The 18,242-nt window shown below is 70.8% G+C and carries 18 protein-coding genes and 1 riboswitch; of the genes, 8 read left to right on the top strand and 10 right to left on the bottom strand.

The annotated features are described in order from the left end of the window. Positions 1–6: 6 nt before the first annotated feature. The 7 genes from BIV01_RS03800 to gcvT form a co-directional block, all read right to left on the bottom strand. The gene (locus tag BIV01_RS03800; protein ID WP_070416715.1) at positions 7–1,749 is read right to left on the bottom strand and encodes a dipeptide ABC transporter ATP-binding protein; all 1,743 of its coding nucleotides are present in this window, start codon (positions 1,747–1,749) and stop codon (positions 7–9) included. After that, entirely contained in the window at positions 1,746–2,696 is a 951-nt protein-coding gene (locus BIV01_RS03795; RefSeq protein ID WP_071302003.1) for an ABC transporter permease, read from the bottom strand. Before BIV01_RS03795 ends, BIV01_RS03800 begins: the two co-directional genes overlap by 4 nt. Then, positions 2,686–3,615 (bottom strand): ABC transporter permease, encoded by a 930-nt coding sequence (locus BIV01_RS03790; protein ID WP_071294538.1) that lies wholly within the window; start codon positions 3,613–3,615, stop codon positions 2,686–2,688. The genes BIV01_RS03795 and BIV01_RS03790 overlap by 11 nt, the downstream gene beginning before the upstream one ends. 232 nt (positions 3,616–3,847) lie before the next feature. Then, complete coding sequence (locus tag BIV01_RS03785) at positions 3,848–5,476, bottom strand: peptide ABC transporter substrate-binding protein (RefSeq protein WP_070416718.1); 1,629 nt, start codon at positions 5,474–5,476, stop codon at positions 3,848–3,850. A 314-nt stretch (positions 5,477–5,790) separates the two neighbouring features. Next, entirely contained in the window at positions 5,791–8,715 is a 2,925-nt protein-coding gene (gene gcvP / locus BIV01_RS03780) for an aminomethyl-transferring glycine dehydrogenase (protein ID WP_071302002.1), read from the bottom strand. Further along, a complete protein-coding gene (gene gcvH, locus BIV01_RS03775) occupies positions 8,712–9,089 on the bottom strand; it encodes a glycine cleavage system protein GcvH (RefSeq protein WP_071294536.1) in 378 nt (125 codons plus the stop codon). The genes gcvP and gcvH overlap by 4 nt, the downstream gene beginning before the upstream one ends. A gap of 4 nt (positions 9,090–9,093) precedes the next feature. Next, positions 9,094–10,212: a glycine cleavage system aminomethyltransferase GcvT gene (gcvT, locus tag BIV01_RS03770; protein ID WP_071302001.1), complete on the bottom strand. Its 1,119-nt coding sequence runs from the start codon at positions 10,210–10,212 to the stop codon at positions 9,094–9,096. Positions 10,213–10,382: 170 nt separating this feature from the next. Beyond that, positions 10,383–10,485: riboswitch (glycine riboswitch) on the bottom strand. 93 nt (positions 10,486–10,578) lie between these two features. Here gcvT and BIV01_RS03765 point away from each other — a divergent pair. Genes BIV01_RS03765 through BIV01_RS03750 form a run of 4 tightly spaced genes read left to right on the top strand, consistent with a single transcriptional unit; the run spans position 10,579 to position 12,473 of the window. Then, positions 10,579–10,953: a BlaI/MecI/CopY family transcriptional regulator gene (locus tag BIV01_RS03765; RefSeq protein ID WP_070416722.1), complete on the top strand. Its 375-nt coding sequence runs from the start codon at positions 10,579–10,581 to the stop codon at positions 10,951–10,953. Between the two features lie 10 nt (positions 10,954–10,963). Beyond that, the gene (locus BIV01_RS03760; protein WP_070416723.1) at positions 10,964–11,704 is read left to right on the top strand and encodes a M56 family metallopeptidase; all 741 of its coding nucleotides are present in this window, start codon (positions 10,964–10,966) and stop codon (positions 11,702–11,704) included. Positions 11,705–11,739: 35 nt separating this feature from the next. After that, the gene (locus tag BIV01_RS03755; protein WP_070416724.1) at positions 11,740–12,222 is read left to right on the top strand and encodes an FBP domain-containing protein; all 483 of its coding nucleotides are present in this window, start codon (positions 11,740–11,742) and stop codon (positions 12,220–12,222) included. Beyond that, a complete protein-coding gene (locus BIV01_RS03750) occupies positions 12,219–12,473 on the top strand; it encodes a hypothetical protein (protein ID WP_071302000.1) in 255 nt (84 codons plus the stop codon). The genes BIV01_RS03755 and BIV01_RS03750 overlap by 4 nt, the downstream gene beginning before the upstream one ends. 18 nt (positions 12,474–12,491) lie before the next feature. Here BIV01_RS03750 and BIV01_RS03745 read toward each other — a convergent pair whose 3' ends face one another. Beyond that, positions 12,492–13,379 carry a LysR substrate-binding domain-containing protein gene (locus tag BIV01_RS03745; protein WP_071301999.1) on the bottom strand — a complete coding sequence of 296 codons (888 nt, stop codon included), beginning with the start codon at positions 13,377–13,379 and terminating at the stop codon, positions 12,492–12,494. Between the two features lie 69 nt (positions 13,380–13,448). On the opposite strand from BIV01_RS03745, the gene BIV01_RS03740 reads away from it, so the two are divergent. Genes BIV01_RS03740 through BIV01_RS03730 form a run of 3 tightly spaced genes read left to right on the top strand, consistent with a single transcriptional unit; the run spans position 13,449 to position 15,034 of the window. Then, a complete protein-coding gene (locus tag BIV01_RS03740) occupies positions 13,449–13,946 on the top strand; it encodes a GNAT family N-acetyltransferase (RefSeq protein ID WP_071302033.1) in 498 nt (165 codons plus the stop codon). A gap of 43 nt (positions 13,947–13,989) precedes the next feature. After that, the gene (locus BIV01_RS03735) at positions 13,990–14,190 is read left to right on the top strand and encodes a hypothetical protein (protein WP_071294532.1); all 201 of its coding nucleotides are present in this window, start codon (positions 13,990–13,992) and stop codon (positions 14,188–14,190) included. A gap of 58 nt (positions 14,191–14,248) precedes the next feature. Beyond that, complete coding sequence (locus tag BIV01_RS03730; RefSeq protein ID WP_071301998.1) at positions 14,249–15,034, top strand: class I SAM-dependent methyltransferase; 786 nt, start codon at positions 14,249–14,251, stop codon at positions 15,032–15,034. Positions 15,035–15,125: 91 nt separating this feature from the next. On the opposite strand, the gene BIV01_RS03725 is transcribed toward BIV01_RS03730, so the two are convergent. Together BIV01_RS03725 and BIV01_RS03720 are read right to left on the bottom strand one after the other, a co-directional pair. Beyond that, positions 15,126–16,313, bottom strand: coding sequence for a MalY/PatB family protein (locus tag BIV01_RS03725; protein WP_254790694.1), 1,188 nt, complete (start codon positions 16,311–16,313; stop codon positions 15,126–15,128). A 148-nt stretch (positions 16,314–16,461) separates the two neighbouring features. Beyond that, positions 16,462–17,343 (bottom strand): AraC family transcriptional regulator, encoded by an 882-nt coding sequence (locus BIV01_RS03720; RefSeq protein ID WP_071301997.1) that lies wholly within the window; start codon positions 17,341–17,343, stop codon positions 16,462–16,464. 97 nt (positions 17,344–17,440) lie between these two features. Here BIV01_RS03720 and BIV01_RS03715 point away from each other — a divergent pair, with 97 nt between their 5' ends. Next, positions 17,441–18,217 carry an isocitrate lyase/PEP mutase family protein gene (locus BIV01_RS03715; RefSeq protein ID WP_071301996.1) on the top strand — a complete coding sequence of 259 codons (777 nt, stop codon included), beginning with the start codon at positions 17,441–17,443 and terminating at the stop codon, positions 18,215–18,217. The last annotated feature ends 25 nt before the right edge of the window (positions 18,218–18,242 follow it).

The raw sequence follows: 18,242 nt of genomic DNA, 5'->3' as shown, positions 1-18,242 counted from the left end.
GCGGGATCAGCGTCCGAACTCGAACCCGGCGCCGGGGATGGCGTCCAGCAGGTCCTTCGTGTACTGCTCACGCGGGTTGGCGAAGACCTCGTCGGTGGTCGCCTTCTCGACGATCTGTCCCTTGCGCATGACGCAGACGTTGTCCGCCACGAGGCGGACGACGGCCAGGTCGTGCGTGATGAACAGGTAGGTCAGGCCCAGCTCGGACTGCAGCTCGGTGAGCAGGTCGAGGATCTGGCCCTGCACGAGCACGTCGAGCGCGGAGACCGCCTCGTCGAGCACGATGACCTCGGGCTTGAGCGCGAGGGCCCGCGCCACGGCGATGCGCTGCCGCTGCCCGCCCGAGAGCTCGTTCGGGTAGCGGTTGACCATCGACTTCGGCAGCGCGACCTGGTCGAGCAGCTCCAGCACGCGGGCCCGGCGGGACGCCTTGTCGCCCACCTTGTGCGTGTGCAGCGGCTCGGCGATCGTGTTCCCGACGTTGTACATCGGGTCCAGCGAGCCGTACGGGTCCTGGAAGACCGGCTGCACGCGGCGGCGGAAGTCGAAGAGGTCCTTGCCCTTCAGCGCGCCGATGTCGATGCCGTCGAACTGGACCGTGCCGCTCGTGATGGCCTCGAGCTGCAGGACGAGCTTCGCGACGGTCGACTTGCCCGAACCGGACTCGCCGACGAGCGCCGTGGTGGTGCCCTTCGGGATCGAGAACGAGACGTCGTCGACGGCCTTCAGCTCGCGGGAGGCGAGGTTCTTGCCGCGCAGCTTGTAGACCTTCTCGAGGTTCTTCACCACGATGAGGTCCTTCGCCGGTGCCTGCTCGCGCTCCTGGGCGCGGGCAAGGAGCTCGGCGTCGTCGCTGCCGACGTCCGCGATGTCCACGCGCTGGTGCTGCACCTTGGACTGGATGCGGCGGCTCGCGAGCGACGGTGCCGCGGCGACGAGGCGCTGCGTGTACGGGTGCCGCGGGTTCGCCAGGATCTCCTTCGAGGGCCCGGCCTCGACGACCTGGCCCTTGTACATCACGACGAGCTTCTCGGCGCGCTCGGCAGCGAGGCCGAGGTCGTGCGTGATGAACAGGACGGAGGTGCCGAAGTCGCGGGTGAGGGTCTCGAGGTGGTCGAGGATCACGCGCTGCACGGTGACGTCGAGCGCGCTCGTCGGCTCGTCGGCGATGAGCAGCTTCGGGCGGCTCGACAGACCGATGCCGATGAGCACGCGCTGCCGCATGCCGCCGGAGAACTCGTGCGGGTACTGCTTCAGGCGGGTCGACGCGTCGCCGAGGCCGGCCTCCTGCAGGACCTCGACCGCACGGGCACGGATGGCGTGCTTGCCGGTCGCGATGCCGTTGGCCTTGATGGCCTCTTCGACCTGGAAGCCGATCGACCACAGCGGGTTGAGGTTCGACATCGGGTCCTGCGGGACGTAGCCGATCTCCTTCCCGCGGATCTCCGACATCTCCTTGTCGCTCAGGCCGACGAGCTCGCGCCCGTTGAACTTGATCGACCCGCCGGTGACCTGGCCGGTGCCGGGCAGGAGCTTGATGATCGCCTGGGCGCTCGTCGACTTGCCGGAGCCGGACTCGCCGACGATCGCGAGCCGTTCGCCCTGCTCGAGGGTGAAGCTGGCGCCGCGGACCGCCTGGACGAAGCCGTTCTGCGTCTTGAAGCCGACCTCGAGGTCGGTGATCTCGAGCAGGGGCGCACCGGAGCCGCCGGTACGGCTGGCGTTCGGCTGGGTCAGTGTCTCGCTCATCGGCGGGCCCTCGCCTTCGGGTCGAGTGCGTCGCGGACCACGTCACCGAGGAGGAGGAACGCGAGCACGGTGATGGACAGGGCGGCGGACGGCCAGAAGATGGTCGACGGCGCGGTGCGGATCGACGCCTGGGCGTTGCCGATGTCGACACCCCAGCTGAGCGCCGACTGCGGCAGTCCGATACCGAGGAAGGACAGCGTGGCCTCGGCGACGATGAACGTGCCGAGGGACACCGTCGCGACGACGATGACCGGTGCGAGCGAGTTCGGAACGACGTGGCGGACCAGCGTGGTGAAGCGGCTGACACCGAGCGCGGCCGAGGCCGTCACGTAGTCGGACTGCTTCGCGCTGAGCACGGCGCCGCGCATGATGCGGGCGATCTGCGGCCACGCGAACACGGCCAGCACGAGCGACACCGTCAGGGCGTTCCGAGCGGGGATCACGGACATGATCACGATCGCGCCGAGGACCGTCGGGATCGAGAAGAAGATGTCACCGATGCGGGACACGATCGTGTCGAGCCACCCGCCGAAGAAGCCGGCGAGGGCACCGATCACGATGCCGACGATCGACACGAGGACGGTCGCGACGACACCCACGATGAGCGAGTTGCGCGTGCCCCAGATGGTGCGGGCGTAGACGTCGTTGCCCTGGCGGTTGAAGCCCAGGATGTGGCCGGCCTCGGGTCCCTCGTTGCTCTTCGCCAGGTCCGCCGCACGCGGGTCGACGTGGGCGAAGAGCCCCGGGAAGAGCGCCACGAGGACGATCAGCAGGATGAGGACCGACGACACCCAGAACATCGGACGGGTCCGCATCGAGTCCCAGGCGTCGCTCCAGGTCGAACGGGTCTTCTCGTCCTCGTTGACCTGGTCGACCGCCTGGAGCGGGGTCTCCTCGATCGGGGCGACGTAGTGCGTCGCCGAGCGGGGTGCGGCGTTACTTGGCATAGCGGATCCTCGGGTCCAGGACGGCGTAGAGCAGGTCGACCAGGAGGTTGGCGAGCATGAAGATGATGACCATCACGGCGACGAACGACACGACGGTCGGACCCTCGCCGAGCTTGACGGCCTGGAACACCGTTCCACCCACACCGTGGATGTTGAAGATGCCCTCGGTGACGACCGCGCCGACCATCAGGTTGCCGATGTCGACACCCAGGTAGGTGACCACGGGGATGAGCGAGTTGCGGAAGATGTGCACGCCCACCACGCGACGGCGCGGGAGCCCCTTCGCGGTCGCGGTCCGGACGAAGTCGGCCGACACGTTCTCGGCGACGCTCGCACGGGTGAGGCGGACGATGTACGCGAACGACACCGACGCCAGCACGATCGCGGGCAGGACGAGCTCGGACCACGGCGCCTGACCCGACACCGTGACCCGGAACAGGCCGAGGTTGATGCCGAGGACGTACTGCAGCAGGAAGCCGACCACGAACGTCGGGACCGAGATGAGCAGGAGGCTCACGACCAGGGCGGTCGCGTCGAAGAGCTTGCCCTTGCGGAGACCGGCGATGACACCGACGACGATGCCGGCGATCGACTCGAACAGCAGGGCGAGGATCGCGAGGCGAGCCGTGATCGGGAAGGCCTGCGCGAGCTGCGAGCTCACGGGCAGACCCGAGTAGGTCAGCCCGAGGTCGCCGCGGAACACGCCGCCGATCCAGAGCAGGTACTGGATGATGAACGGCTTGTCGAGGTTGTACTGCTGGCGCAGCTGCTCGATGACCTGCGGCGACGGCTGACGGTCACCGAACAGGGCGGCGATCGGGTCACCCGGCAGGGAGAACACCATGAAGTAGATGAGGAACGTGGCCCCGAAGAACACGGGGATGAGTTGCAGGAGGCGCTTGCCGAGGTACCAGGCCATCAGATCCCTGCCTGGTTCGGGACGCGCATGTCGTTCAGGTTCATGTCGTGAGGGGTGGACGGTCCGCGGGTCGGCACGGGAGTCCGGTGCGGGCGGCGGCGCCCGCTGTGGTGGGGGGAAGGTGTTGCCGCCGAGGTACGGGGGCTCGGGAGCCTGGTGGGCTCCCGAACCCCCGTCCGGTGGTCGCGGAGCAGGATACCCGTCCGCGATGTGTCTCACGAGGAGACTGAGGTTACTTCTTGACCTCGACGTCGTAGTACAGCGGCACCGAGTTCCAGCCGAACTTCACGTTCGACACGGTGTCCGCGTTCCACACGCCGGTGACGTTGGAGTACCACAGCGGGATCTCCGGGAGGTCCTTGAACAGGAGCTCCTGCGCCTGGTCGAAGAACTTGTTGCCCTCTTCGACGGTCGCGGCCGAACGGCCCTTCTGGAGGAGCTCGTTGTACTCGGCCGAGTCGTAGCGCGAGTAGTTGCTCGACGAGCCGTCACCCATGGTCGGGCCGAGGAAGTTGTACAGCGACGGGTAGTCCGCCTGCCAACCGGTGCGGCTGCCGCCCGTGAGCTTGTCGTCCGTCTGGACCGCGAGGGCCTCGGCGAACGTCGGGTACGCCTTGCCCTCGGCCTTGATGCCGAGCGTGCTCGAGATCGAGTTCGTGACCGCGGTCACCCACGCCTCGTGTCCGCCGTCGGCGTTGTACGAGATGGTGAGGGTGTCGTTGTACTTCGAGATCTTGTCGGCCTCGGCCCACAGCTCCTTGGCCTTCGACTTGTCGTAGGTCAGGACGTCCGAACCGTCGAGGTCGTCGTTCCAGCCGGCGATCACCGGGGAGGTGAAGTCCTTGGCCGGGGTGCGGGTGCCGTCGAAGATCTTGTCGGTGATCTGCTTGCGGTTGATCGCCATCGAGATCGCCTCGCGGCGGAGCTTGCCCTCTTCACCCTTCCAGTGGTCGAGGTAGTAGGGCAGGTAGATCGCCTGGAAGATCGCGGCGGCCTGGTTGACGTTCGAGTCCGGGAAGTCGGACTTGTAGGTCGCGAAGGCGCTGTCCGGCACGGCGTCGAGGACGTCGAGGTTGCCGCCCTGCGCGTCGGAGTACGCGGTGTCCTGCGAGGTGTAGAACGTGACCGTCAGGCCACCGTTCTTCGGCTTGCGCTTGCCCTCGTAGTCCTTGTTGGTGACGAGCTTGATCGACTGGTTGTGCGTCCACGCACCCTTGCCGTCGAGCTTGTACGGACCGTTGCCGATCGGGTTCTCGCCGAAGGCCTTGGTGTCCTTGTAGAACTCCGAGGGCAGCGGCACGAACGCCGAGTAGCCGAGCGACAGCGGGAAGTCCGACTGCGCCGACTTGAGCGTCACGGTGAACTCGTCGTCGCTGACGACCTTGAGGCCGGTGAGCTCCGAGTCCTTCGTGGCGTCGTAGCCCTCGATGTTCTCGAAGAAGTAGCTCGCGCCCTGCTTGTTCGAGAACTGGGCGGCCCAGTTCCACGCCTTCGTGAACGACTCGGCCGTGACCTTCTCGCCGTTGGTGAAGGTGTAGTCCGTGTTGAGCTTGATGTCGAACGTCTTCGAGTCATCGGTGTCGATGCTCTTCGCGACCTCGTTCACCGGCTTGCCCTTGGCGTCGTAGGACACCAGGCCTTCGAAGATCGAGTCGATGATCTTGCCGCCGCCGACCTCGGTGGTGTTCGAGGGGATGAGCGGGTTCTGGGGCTCGTTGCCGTTGGTGGTGACGATGCCGGACGCGTTCGTCGAGCCCGCCTTGTCACCTCCACTGCTGCTGTTGCTGGAGCAGCCGGCCAGGGCGATTGCTGTGGCCCCGAGCACGGCGAGGGCTGCGAGCCCAGCGCGCTTCTTGATCAAGATTCCTCCTGGTGCATGGGACGCGGCGGGCGCACGGGTGCCTGCTCGCCACGTTTGACCTTTGCACTGTAGGCAGTGTGGGGAGTGCTCACCAAGCCCAGGGGAGATCGGTTACAAATCGGAAACCAAGTTGCACGATCCTTGCGAGAGGATGCAAGATTCGGGCGGATCACGGACGCCGGGGCGAGATTGTTGCAACCGCATCGAGATGCTTGCGTCCGTGCACAACTCTGTGCAAGCCGATTGCCTGGCTGCGCACAGCAGTGTGCCCCGCCCGGGACACCGGACGGGGCACACGCTACGCGGGCTCGGGATCAGGCGAACGCCTCGACCGGCGGGCAGGCGCACACGAGGTTGCGGTCGCCGTACGCCTGGTCGATCCGGCGCACCGGCGGCCAGTACTTCCGGGCGCTGATGCCCGGCAGCGGATAGACCGCCTGCTCGCGGGTGTAGGCGTGCGTCCACTCCCCCGAGATCACCGACGACGCGGTGTGCGGGGCGTGCACGAGCGGGTTGTCGTCCGCCGGCCACTCCCCGCGCTCGACCGCCGAGGCCTCGGCACGGATGGCGAGCATCGCGTCGACGAAGCGGTCGAGCTCGGCGAGGTCCTCGCTCTCGGTCGGCTCGACCATGAGCGTGCCCGCGACCGGGAACGACATCGTCGGGGCGTGGAAGCCGTAGTCGACCAGGCGCTTCGCGACGTCGTCCACCGTGATGCCCGTCGTGTCCCGGAGCGGGCGGAGGTCGAGGATGCACTCGTGCGCGACGAGACCCGACTCCCCCGTGTAGAGCACCGGGAACGCGTCGCGTAGGCGTGCGGCGATGTAGTTCGCCCCGAGCACCGCGGCCTCGGTCGCACGGGTGAGCCCCTCGAGCCCCATCATCCGGACGTACGTCCACGTGATCGGCAGGATGCTCGGGCTGCCGTACGGCGCTGCACTGACCGGGCCACCGGCGTGCGCGTCGCGGTCGGAGCCCTCGGCGCGCACGGATCCGGTGCGACGGTCGGCGTCCTGCGCGAACGGGTGGCCCGGCAGGAACGGTGCGAGGTGCGACTTCGCCGCGACCGGTCCGACCCCGGGCCCGCCGCCGCCGTGCGGGATGCAGAACGTCTTGTGCAGGTTGAGGTGCGAGACGTCCCCGCCGAAGTCGCCGAACCGGGCGTGGCCGAGCAGGGCGTTGAGGTTCGCGCCGTCGACGTAGACCTGGCCACCGGCGTCGTGCACGGCGGCGCAGATCTCGCGGATGTCGTGCTCGTAGACGCCGTGCGTGGACGGGTACGTGATCATGAGCGCGGCGAGCTGGTCGCCGTGCTGCTCGGTCTTCACGCGGAGGTCGTCGAGGTCGACGTTGCCGTTCTCGTCGCAGGCGACCACGACGACCTGCATGCCGGCGAGGACGGCCGACGCGGCGTTCGTGCCGTGCGCGCTCGACGGGATGAGGCAGACCGTGCGGGACTCGTCGCCGCGGGACCGGTGGTACCCGCGGATCGCCAGGAGTCCGGCGAGTTCGCCCTGACTGCCGGCGTTCGGCTGCAGGGAGACCGTGTCGTACCCGGTGACCTCGGCCAGCCAGGACTCCAGGTCGCCGATCATGTCGAGGTAGCCCTCGACGTCGTCGCGCGGCGCGAACGGGTGGATGTTCGCGAACTCCGGCCACGTCACGGCCGCCATCTCGGTCGCCGCGTTGAGCTTCATCGTGCAGCTGCCGAGCGGGATCATGCCGCGGTCGAGCGCGTAGTCCTTGTCGGCGAGGTGCTTGAGGTAGCGCATCATGCGGGTCTCGCTGCGGTGGGCGCTGAAGACCGGGTGCGTCAGGTACTCGCTGCTCCGCAGCAGATCGGACGGGAGGCACGTGGCCGCGTCCCGCACGGCGGTCTCCGTCGCCGGGACCGTCGCGTCGACCGCGCCGAACACGACGGCGAGGGCCGTCACGTCCTCGGGCGTCGTCGTCTCGTCGACGGACAGCTGGAAAGTGTCGGCGTCGACGAGGTGCAGCAGGCGGTCCGCGTCACGGGCCGCGGCGACGAGTGCCTCGGCGCGTCCGGGGGCGCGGACGGTGAGCGTGTCGAAGAACGCGTCGTGCACGACCTCGAGCCCGGCGTCACGGGCGGCCCCGGCGAGCGCCGACGTCGTCCGGGCGACGCGGTCCGCGATGAAGCGGAGCCCCTCGGGACCGTGGTACACGGCGTACATCGAGGCCATCACGGCGAGCAGGACCTGCGCGGTGCAGATGTTGCTCGTCGCCTTCTCGCGGCGGATGTGCTGCTCGCGGGTCTGCAGGCTGAGGCGGTAGGCCATCTGCCCGTCGGCGTCGAAGGACACCCCGACGAGGCGGCCGGGCAGCTGGCGCTCGAGGCCGGCACGGACGGCGAGGTACCCGGCGTGCGGGCCACCGAAGCCGAGCGGGACGCCGAAGCGCTGGCTCGTGCCCACGGCGACGTCGGCGCCGAGGTCGCCGGGGCTGGCGAGGAGCGTCATCGCGAGGAGGTCCGCCGCGACGACCGCGATGCCCCCACCGGCGTGCACGCGCTCGATGACCGACGACGGGTCGACGATCCGACCGGAGGCTCCGGGGTACTGCACGATGACGCCGAAGGCGCCGTCGAGCTGCTCGTCGGTCGGTCCGGCCACGGCGTCGAACCCGCGCAGGACGATGCCGACGGCCTCGGCCCGGTGGTCGAGCAGCGCACGGGTCTGCGGCAGCAGGTCGGCGTCGACGAGGAACGCGTCGCCCGTGACCTTGGACGCCCGGCGGGCGAGGAGCATGCCCTCGACCACGGCCGTGCCCTCGTCGAGCATCGAGGCGCCGGCGGTCGCCATGCCCGTCAGGTCCGAGACCATGGTCTGGAAGTTGATGAGCGCCTCGAGCCGGCCCTGCGAGATCTCCGGCTGGTAGGGCGTGTAGGCCGTGTACCAGCTGGGGTTCTCGAGCACGTTCCGCTGGATCACCGCGGGGGTGTGGGTGCCGTGGTACCCGAGCCCGATCATGGCGCGACGGACGGTGTTGCGGGCGGCCTTGGCCCGGAGTTCGGCGAGCGCCTCGGTCTCGCCGATCGCGGCGGGGATGCCCGAGTGGAGGGTCGGCGCCGCATGGATCGCCTCGGGGATCGCGGCGCGGACGAGGGCGTCGAGGGACGGCTGGCCGACGGCGTCGAGCATCGTCCGCTGGTCGGCCGGGGTGGTGCCGATGTGGCGGTCGGCGAAGGACGTCTGGAGGTTCTGGAGGTCGCCGGTCATGCGATGGACGCCCGGTACGCGTCGTGGTCCATGAGGTCCTCGGGGAAGGAGGTGCCGTCCACCTTGATCTTGACGAGCCAGCCGGCGCCGAACGGGTCCTGGTTGACGGTGTCGGGGGCGTCGACGACGGCGTCGTTGATCGCCACGACCTCGCCCTCGATCGGGGCGAAGAGTTCGCCGACGCTCTTGGTCGACTCGATCTCGCCGATCTGCTCGCCCGCGGTGGTGGCGGTGCCGACGGCGGGGAGCTCGACGTAGACGACGTCACCGAGCTGTTCGGCGGCGTGGTCGGTGATGCCGACGGTGACGGTGTCGCCCTCGACGAGCAGCCACTCGTGGTCGGCCGTGTACTGGAGTGCGGTCTGGTCGGTCATTGCATCAGCCTTTCGAGGCGCGGCGGTAGAAGGGGAACGCGGTGACGGTGCTGGGGATGGCCGTTCCGCGGACGTCGATGTGGAGGAGCTGTCCCTCGGTGGCGAGTGCCGGGTCGACGAACGCCATCGCGACGGGGTGGCCGAGGGTCGGCGAGAGCGCACCGGAGGTGACGGTGCCGACGACGACGCCGTCCTGCACGACGTCGTACCCGGCACGAGGGGCCCGGCGGCCCTCGGTGACCAGGCCGACGAGCACGCGGGCGTCGTCCGACGGGGTGACGCCGGTGGCGCCGACGAAGTCGCCGTCCTTGGCCACGACCCGGCCGAGGCCGGCCTGGGCGGGACGGACGTCGGTGCCGAGCTCGTGCCCGTAGAGCGGCATGCCCGCCTCGAGCCGGAGGGTGTCGCGGGCGGCGAGGCCGGCGGGCACGACCCCGCGGTCGGCGCCGGCCTCGAGCAGCGCGTCCCAGAGCGCTCCGGCGACGGACGGGTCGCTGTAGACCTCGAAGCCGTCCTCGCCGGTGTAGCCGGTGCGGGCGACGAGGACCTCGGCGCCGTCGAACACCGCGTGCAGTGCCCGGTAGTACCCGAGCTCGTCGAGGGGGCTCTCCGGCTGGAGCCGGTCGGCGACGACGAGCGCGTCGAGCGTTCCGGCAGCTGCCGGGCCCTGGATCGCGACCAGTGCGGTGGTGTCCGAGTCGTCCGACACCTCGACGTCGAAGCCGTCGGCCCGTGCGGCCAGGGCGTCCACCGCGACCTGGCGGTTCGACGCGTTCGCGACGACGAGGAAGACGTCCTCGTCGGTGCGGTAGACGACGAGGTCGTCGAGGATGCCGCCGTCCTCGGCGAGGAGGAGTGAGTACTTCGCCCGTCCGACCGGCATCGCGCCGAACGACCCGGCGAGTGCGTGGTCGAGGAAGGCCACGGCCTGCGGACCGGTGACGCCGATCTCGGCCATGTGCGAGAGGTCGAAGACACCGGCGGCCTGACGCACGGCGTGGTGCTCGGCGAGGTCGGACGAGTACCGGACGGGCATCCGGTACCCGGCGAAGTCGGTGAAGGTGGCGCCGGCGGCTTCGTGGGCGGGCTCCAGCGGCGACGAGCGCAGTGGGGACGTTGGCATGGGCGGAGTTCTCCTGGCATCGGCAGGACCCGACGACCGTCGTCGGGCGGAACTCCCCCTCTGTCATGGGCCTGAGAGTTTCACCGCGGCCCGTGAGGTCCGGCGGCTTTCACCGTGGGCGAGCCACGGACCGACCCGGTGGGGGCATCGTGGCTGCTTTTCAGAGTGGCCTGTCCGCTGCGGTGTGGGACCTGAGAGATTGTCGGGGGGATTGCTCCTTCGGTGCCGTGCTGGGTGCCCAGGGCACCGCACGACGTCTCCCGCGACGGATGAACGGCCGGTCTTCAGTTGTCGGGCCGATCATACCGACCCCGCGTTTCGGGCATGTGACGGACCCGGTGGTTCGACATCTCGTAGAATGCGGGGATGGCAGGTCAGCGATCACGCCCCCGCGGGCAGCTCGAGCAGGCGGTGCTCGACGCGCTCTGGTCGGCGGACGGCGGGCTCAGCGCGCGCCAGGTGCTCGACGCCTTCCCGGAACCCCGGCCCGCACTGACGACCGTGCTCACCGTGCTCGACCGCCTCGGTCGCAAGGGCCGGGTGGAGCGGCAGCAGCACGACGACGCTCCGCTCACCTTCCGTGCGACGAACAGCAGGGAGGAGCAGACGGCATCCCTCATGTCGAACGCCCTCGCCGCCGCGACCGACCGCGAAGCCGCCCTGCTGCAGTTCACCGGCTCGCTCGCCTCCGACGACCTCGACGTCATCCGCCGCGCCCTCGACGCCCGAGCCCGTTCCTGACGGATCCGCCGTGGTCGTCACCGGAGTCGTCCTCATCGCGCTCGCCCTGGCGGTCGTGGTCCTCGCGCCCCGGGTCCTGACCCGCTCCGCGTGGACGATCGACCGGCCGCGCACCGCGCTGGTCTGCTGGTCGGTGGCTGTGCTGCTCGGCGTCGTCGGCTTCGTCGCGGGCATCACGCTCCTCGTCGTGGCCAACCGCCCGATCACCGACCCGATGGGGTTCGGCGGCTCCCCCACGCACGGCCTCAACGTCGGCGTCGCCCTGCTCGCCGTGCTCGCGTTCGTGATCGCGGTCCGGGTCCGGCCCGGCCCCGAGCACGAGGCCGTGCGCGAGGCGATGCGCTCCGGTGCGGCACCGCACCGCGAGATCGACGGCACGCCGGTGTCCGTCCTCGAGGCGGACCACGCACTCGCCTGCGCCGTCCCCGGCAGGTCCGGTGGCGTGCTCGTGAGCACCGGGCTCGCGGACCGTCTGCGCACCGACGAGCTGGAGGCCGTGGTCGCCCACGAACGCGCGCACCTGACCCAGCGCCACGCGGTCGCGGTCGGGATCGCCGAGTCGATCGAGCGTGCGGTCCCGTGGATCCCCGGCGCGCGCGCCATGGCGCGCTCGACGCGCGTCCTCGTGGAGTTCGCCGCCGACGACGCGGCCGCACGACGTGTCGGACGCGACGCGCTGCGGCGAGCCGTCCTGGTGGCGGACGGGACGAGCGCGCTCGGGGCGATCCGCGCCTCCCGTCTGGGGTCCTGACGCGTGTCGGCGGTGGGGCATATGGTGATGGCACCGTGAAGCCACTGACCGAAGCAGACATCCGTTCGTCGTTCGTCAACGCCACCCCGGACGAACTCGCCCAGCTGCCCATCCCCGGCCTGCACGAGACGCTGTGGGACGAGCGCGAGTTCCTCGGGTGGCGCGACCCGCAGGCCGCCCGCCGCGGCTACATCGTGTCCTGGATCGACGACCGCCCGGTCGGGATCGTCGTGCGCTCCGCCGGTGGGTCCCTCCGCCCCGGGATCGCCGCGATGTGCTCGTTCTGCCACTCCCCGCAGCCGGCGACGCAGGTCCGCCTGTTCTCGGCCGCGCGCGCCGGAGAATCGGGGCGGAACGGCAACACCATCGGCTCCTACATCTGCGAGGACCTCGGGTGCCCGATGCTGATCCGCACCGCGCCGCCGCACCTCAACCCGCCGGCGACGATCGCGATGCGCGGCGAAGCACTCCTGCAGCGGGTGCGGAACTTCACCGAGGACGTGGCGAAGACCGCGTGAGCCGGTTCAGCACCGCCCGGTGGGCCGTCGTCGAGGAACTCGGGGACGGCCGGTGGCGCCTCACCCTGCGCGACGAGGCCGACGACGAGCTCGGCGCGTTCGGGCTCGGCGTCGAGGGGCCGTGGGACCCGGACGTCGAACCGCACGTGGGCTTCGTGCTCGCGCAGCTCGGCCTGACGCTGCGCGGCACCCGATCCTGGCGGGTGGACGAGCTCGGGGACCAGCGGGCACCGGTGCTGCCGCTGGCGTGAGGGCCCGGCGCTGCGGACTCACTCCGTCGCGGCGATGAAGTTCCGCAGGATCTCGCGGTCGTCGTCGGCGCGGGCGGCCCAGACCAGCTCGCTCCGGTGGTCGTCCGCCTCGAGCGGCAACAGCACGACGGTGTCCGGAGCGGCGAGCGTGGCGCTCTCCGGCGCCACCGTCACCCCGAGGCCGGCGCCGACCAGGTGCAGCACCGTGGCCCAGGTGGTGGCCTCCTGCACGATGACGGGTCGCCGGGCGCCGGACACCACCGGGGCGAGGTTGCGTTCGGTCGCGACCGATCCGGCTTCCGCCGGGAAGAACACGAACGGGTCGTCGAGCAACTCCGGTCCCCGGATCGATGCCCGCGCCGCGAGCCGGTGCCCACGCGGGACCGCTGCCACGAACCGCTCGCTGCGGAACGGCAGGAAGCGCACGGCCGGGTCGGGATCGGGGTCTCGTACGATCGCCAGGTCGAGCTCCCCGCGGACGATCCGCGCCAGCAGGGTCGACGAGTAGCCCTCGGTGAGTTCCACGCGGACGAGCGGGAAGCGCTCCCGGAACACCTGCACGCGTTCGATCGGACCGAGCGGCAGCGCGGAGACGACGAACCCGACGTCGAGCCGACCCGCTTCGCCCCGGCCCACCCGCACGGTCTCGTCGAGGTCCCGGCGAGCCTGCTGCAGGAGCGATCGTGCCCGGCCCTGCAGCACCCGTCCGGCCGGGGTGAGCGCGACGCTGCGGCTCGTCCGCACGAAGAGGTCGACGCCGAGCGCCCGTTCCGTCCGCCGGATCTGCTGCGACAGTGCCGGCTGCGCGATCCGGAGCGCCCCGGCTGCACGTCCGAAGTGCAGTTCGTCGGCCACGGCGAGGAACGCCCGGAGCTGCCGGAGGTCGACGTCGAGCTCGCGATCCATGCACACAGCGTATCGATCCGCGCGAACGAGTATTGGACGGGACTCGGCACGGCGTCCGAGGATGGGTGCATGCCCGATGCGACCACCACCGACGCCGTGCTCATCACCGACATCGCCTCCGCCGCCGACGCCGAGGCGTTCCGCGTCCTCAACGAAGCGTGGATCAGCCGGTTCTTCACGCTCGAGGACGAGGACCGGAAGCTCCTCGGCGACCCGCTCGGCCAGATCGTCGAGCCCGGCGGCGCCGCCTTCGTCGCACGGCTGGGATCGGACGGGCCGGTCATCGGCTGCGTCGGCATCGCGCCCGTCGGGCCCGGGGTGTTCGAGCTGGTCAAGATGGCCGTCTCGACCGAGCACCAGGGGCACGGCACAGGCCGCAAGCTCATCGCCGCAGCGCTCGAACGTGCCCGGGCTATCGGCGCGCACCGGGTGGTGCTGGAGAGCAACGCGCAGCTGGCCAGCGCCGTGCACCTGTACGAGGCGTTCGGGTTCCGGCACCTCGGCCACGACGAGGTCGCGCCCAGCCCCTACGCCCGCGCGGACGTCCACATGACACTCGACCTCTGAGCGGAGCCGCCAGGGAGCGGTACCGACCCGGTACGCTCGCGGCATGGCGACACACGAGGTGCAGGCCGTCCGCGAACGCGGCGCGTGGCAGGTGTTCATCGACGGGTTCCTGGTGACCGAGGTCACCCGGTGGCCCTCCGTCGGGTTCGTCGCCCGCGAGTGGATCGGGCTCACCGAAGAGGTGCCCGCGCGCGAGGTCGACCTGACGATCCGCGTCGTCGGACGCAACCAGTACGTGGCCTGACGCTCCCCGTCAGCGAGCAGCTGCGACGAGCTGGCGCCCTCGCCGGGGAGACGCCACCATGGACCGCGTGAGCACCACGACCTTCGACGACCTGATCGCGATCGGCGAAGCCGCCGACGTCACCGGCTGGGACTTCTCGTGGCTCGACGGCCGCGCCACCGAGGAGCGCCCGCCGTGGGGCTACGCGAAGCTGCTCGGCGAGCGACTCGGCCGCCTCGCCGAGGTCCCCGGTTCCGCCAGCCTCGACGTGCAGACCGGCGGTGGTGAGGTCCTCGCCGAGGCCACGGCGTTCCCGGCCACGGCGGTCGCGACGGAGTCCTGGGCGCCGAACGTCGCCGCCGCCACTCGGCTCCTGCACCCGCGCGGAGTGGTCGTCGTCGCTGACCCGGACGAACCGCCGCTGCCCTTCGCCGACGGCGCCTTCGACCTCGTGACGAGCCGGCACCCCGCCGCGATCCACTGGGACGAGGTCGCCCGGGTACTCGCCCCCGGAGGCACCTACTTCGCCCAGCACGTCGGCCCGGCGAGCGTGTTCGAGCTCATCGAGTTCTTCCTCGGCCCGAAGCCGATCGAGCGTCGGGGGCGACACCACGACGACGAGGCCGACGCCGCGCGAGCCGCCGGCCTCGAGGTCGTGGAGCTCCGGACCGCTCGCACCCGCATCGAGATCCGCGACGTCGCAGCGGTGGTCTACCTGCTGCGGAAGGTGATCTGGTGGGTGCCGGACTTCAGCGTCGAGCGGTACCGCGACCGTCTGCGCGACCTGCACGAGCTGATCCAGCGGGAAGGACCGTTCGTGGCGTCCTCAGCCCGGCACCTCATCGAGGCGCGCCGACCCGAGTAGCCGACCCGCGCCTCCAGGCCGACGGCAACAGCCGACAGCCGACAGCCGATAGCCGACAGCCAGCAGCTGACGGCCCGCACCAGCCCGCCGCTCACGCGACGTGCCAGACCAGCCCCTCCTGCGCACTCGACGGGTAGGCAGCCGCGATCCGCAGCACCGCCTCGCGCAGCGTGTCCGGCGAGCACGCCAGGTTGAGCCGCGCGAACCCGCGGCCCTGCGATCCGAACCCGAGGCCGGAGTTCAACGCGACGTAGGCGTGCTCCCGGAGCGGCACGGCCGGGTCGTCCCCGAGCCCGATGCCGCGGAAGTCGAGCCACGCCAGGTAGCCGGCGCGGGGCCGGGTGTACACGACGCCGGGCAGGTGCTCCGCGAGGAGGGAGCCGAGCAGCCGCTCGTTCGCGACGATCCGGGCGACCACGTCGTCGAGCCAGTCCGTCGCCAGGCTGAACGCCGCGAGGTTCGCGTGCAACCCGAGGATGCTCGTGCGGCAGGCGACCTCCTCCCAGAGCGTGTCGAGGAGCGCTGCCGTCCGTGCGTCCCCGGCGACGATGATCGAGCACTTCACCCCGGCGAGGTTCCAGCCCTTGCTCGCGCTCGTGACGCAGATGCTCCGCGCCCCGGCAGGCTCGGCGACCGCGGCGAACGGGGTGAAGCGGACGCCGGGGTGCGTCAGCGGTGCGTGGATCTCGTCGCTGATGACGAGGACGTCGTACCGGGCGGCCAGTTCGGCGAGCGCCACGAGGTCGTCGTGGTCGTGCACGAGGCCGACGGGGTTGTGCGGGTTGCAGAGCAGGAAGACGCGGACGCCGTCGGCGAAGGCGCGCTCGAGGCCCTCGAGGTCGAGCCGGTAGACGCCCCACTGCTCGAGCAGCGGGACCTCTTCAACCTGACATCGGGCCTCTTCGACGAGCTCGAAGAACGGCGGGTACACCGGCGGCGTGATCGCGACCCGGCCGCCGTCCGGCAGCGCGAGGCGGAGCGACTCGACGATCCCGACGCTGACGTCCGTGGCGAGGGACACCCGGGCGGGGTCGACGTCCCAGTCCCAGCGGTCCTTCGCGAACGCGGCGAACGCCGGTGCGAGCGGCCCGGGCCCGTCGAGGTACCCGAGGTCGGACTGCTGCACCCGCTCGATGAGCGCCTGCCGGATCGCCGGCGCGACCTCGTGGTCCATCTCGGCGACGAACAGGGGCAGCACGTCGGGCGCGTACCGCGTCCACTTGATGCTCGTGCGGACCCCTCGCAGGGTGCCGACCGGGTCCTCCTCGTCGTGCGCCATGCGTCCCAGCATGCATCGGACTGGAGGCGCGGCGCGAGTCCGGCCGTCATCCTGCGTCGTGCGCGGGCCGCGTCGGGGGCGCGGATCGTGAGCAGAAATGGTCGGGTTGCCTGCGCCGACCCGACCATTGCTGCTCAGCAGATCCGCGTCACGCCCCCGGCTCGGGCTCGACCGCGAGCCAGAGCTCGGCCTCCGCGGTACGACCGCCGGGTGCGAGCCGGACACGAGCGATCTCCGGCGCCGCCACGAGACGGTACGGGTTGGCGGGCAACCACTCCCCGAACGCCTGCGGCCACAGCGCCTGGATCGCTTCGGGCACCGGTCCCGAGCCGGAGAACACCACCCACGTCGCAGCCGGCACCTCGATGACGTCGAGGCCCGGTGCGCTCTCGACCGAGGTGGCGGCGACCACCGAGTAACGGAGGAGACTGCCGTCCGCGCGGCCCTCGGCGAACGCATCGGACACCGACAGCACGCCCGACGGCTCCTGGTCGGACAGTCCGGCGATGCGCTCCCGGTCCTCGGGGGTGATGCTGCGTTCGAACGCCTGGATCGCGTCGTTCGGCCCCTCGTACACGAGCGGCACACGGGTCGAGCGTCCGACGAGACGGAAGGCGGGTTTCTGGACGAGGCGGTACTGCACGGGAGTGCTCCCTTCGACGGTGAGACGGAAGGACAGCCGACCCTGCGACCGGAACACTGCGCCGGGCTCGCGCGCCTCCTGCGGCCCGATGCCGTGCACGGCGCGGAACGCCCGCCCGAAGGCATCGGCCGAGCCGTACCCGAAGCGTGCGGCGACGTCCGAGACGGTCGTCGTCCCCGAGGCGATGACGGCCGCGGCGAGCGTCATCCGCCGACGTCGGACGTACTCGGAGAGCGGCATCCCGGCGAGCGCGGAGAACACGCGCCGGAAGTGGTACTCGCTCGTCCCGGTGATGCGCGCGAGCTCGTCCACGTCGAGCACGGTGTCGTCCGGGCCGCCGTCGAGGTGTTCCTCGACCGCGGCGATCGCCTCGTTCCAACGCTCCATGTCGGTGTCCTTCCTGGTGGTGTCCTCGACGCTACGGTGACGTCGCGCGACGGACACGATGATCCCTGCCCGGGCTGGTCGGCCTACTGTCTGCGTCATGAGCACGAGCACCGCCGACAAGGCGACCACCCTCAAGCAGCTGCACGAAGCACCGGAGATCCTCCGCGTCGTCAACGTCTGGGACGCGATCAGCGCGAAGGTCGTCAGCGACCTGCCGGAGACGAAGGCGATCGCCACCGCCGGGCACTCCATCGCCGCCTCGCACGGGTACGACGACGGCGGGATGCCGCTCGACCTGGCCCTGTCGGGCGCCGCGATCGTCGCCGCCGCCACGGACCTGCCCGTCACGGCGGACCTCGACGACGGCTACGAGAACCCGGCCGAGACGATCCGCCGCGCGATCGCTGCGGGGATCGTGGGCGCGAACGTCGAGGACCGCCTCCGCCCGTTCGACGAGGCCGTCGCCCGGGTCGCCGCCATCACCGCCGCCGCCCAGGCCGAGGGCATCGACTTCCAGCTCAACGCCCGCACCGACGCCATCGCCCGCGGCGGGGACCGCCCGATCGAGGAGAGCATCGCCGACGCGATCGCCCGCGGCAAGGCGTTCCTCGACAACGGCGCCGCACTGGTGTTCGTGCCGGGAGCCATCCAGCGTGACGTCGTCGAGCAGCTCGTCGCGGGCCTCGGTCGCGGCAAGCTGTCCGTGATCGGGCTACCGGGCGCCCTGCCCGCCGCCGAGTACGAGGCCCTCGGGGTCGCCCGCATCTCCTACGGGCCGCTCACGCAGCGCGTCGCGCTCCGCGCGCTGCGTGACCTGGCGACCGACCTGTACGGCGGTGGCGTCGTGCCGGAGGACACCCCGACCCTCAACTGAACCAACAGGCGGCCTGGAGGCGCGG

It is taken from the genome of Curtobacterium sp. MCBA15_013 (assembly GCF_001865095.1).
Taxonomy (GTDB): Bacteria; Actinomycetota; Actinomycetes; order Actinomycetales; family Microbacteriaceae; genus Curtobacterium.
This window is presented reverse-complemented; position numbering and strand designations above follow the sequence as displayed.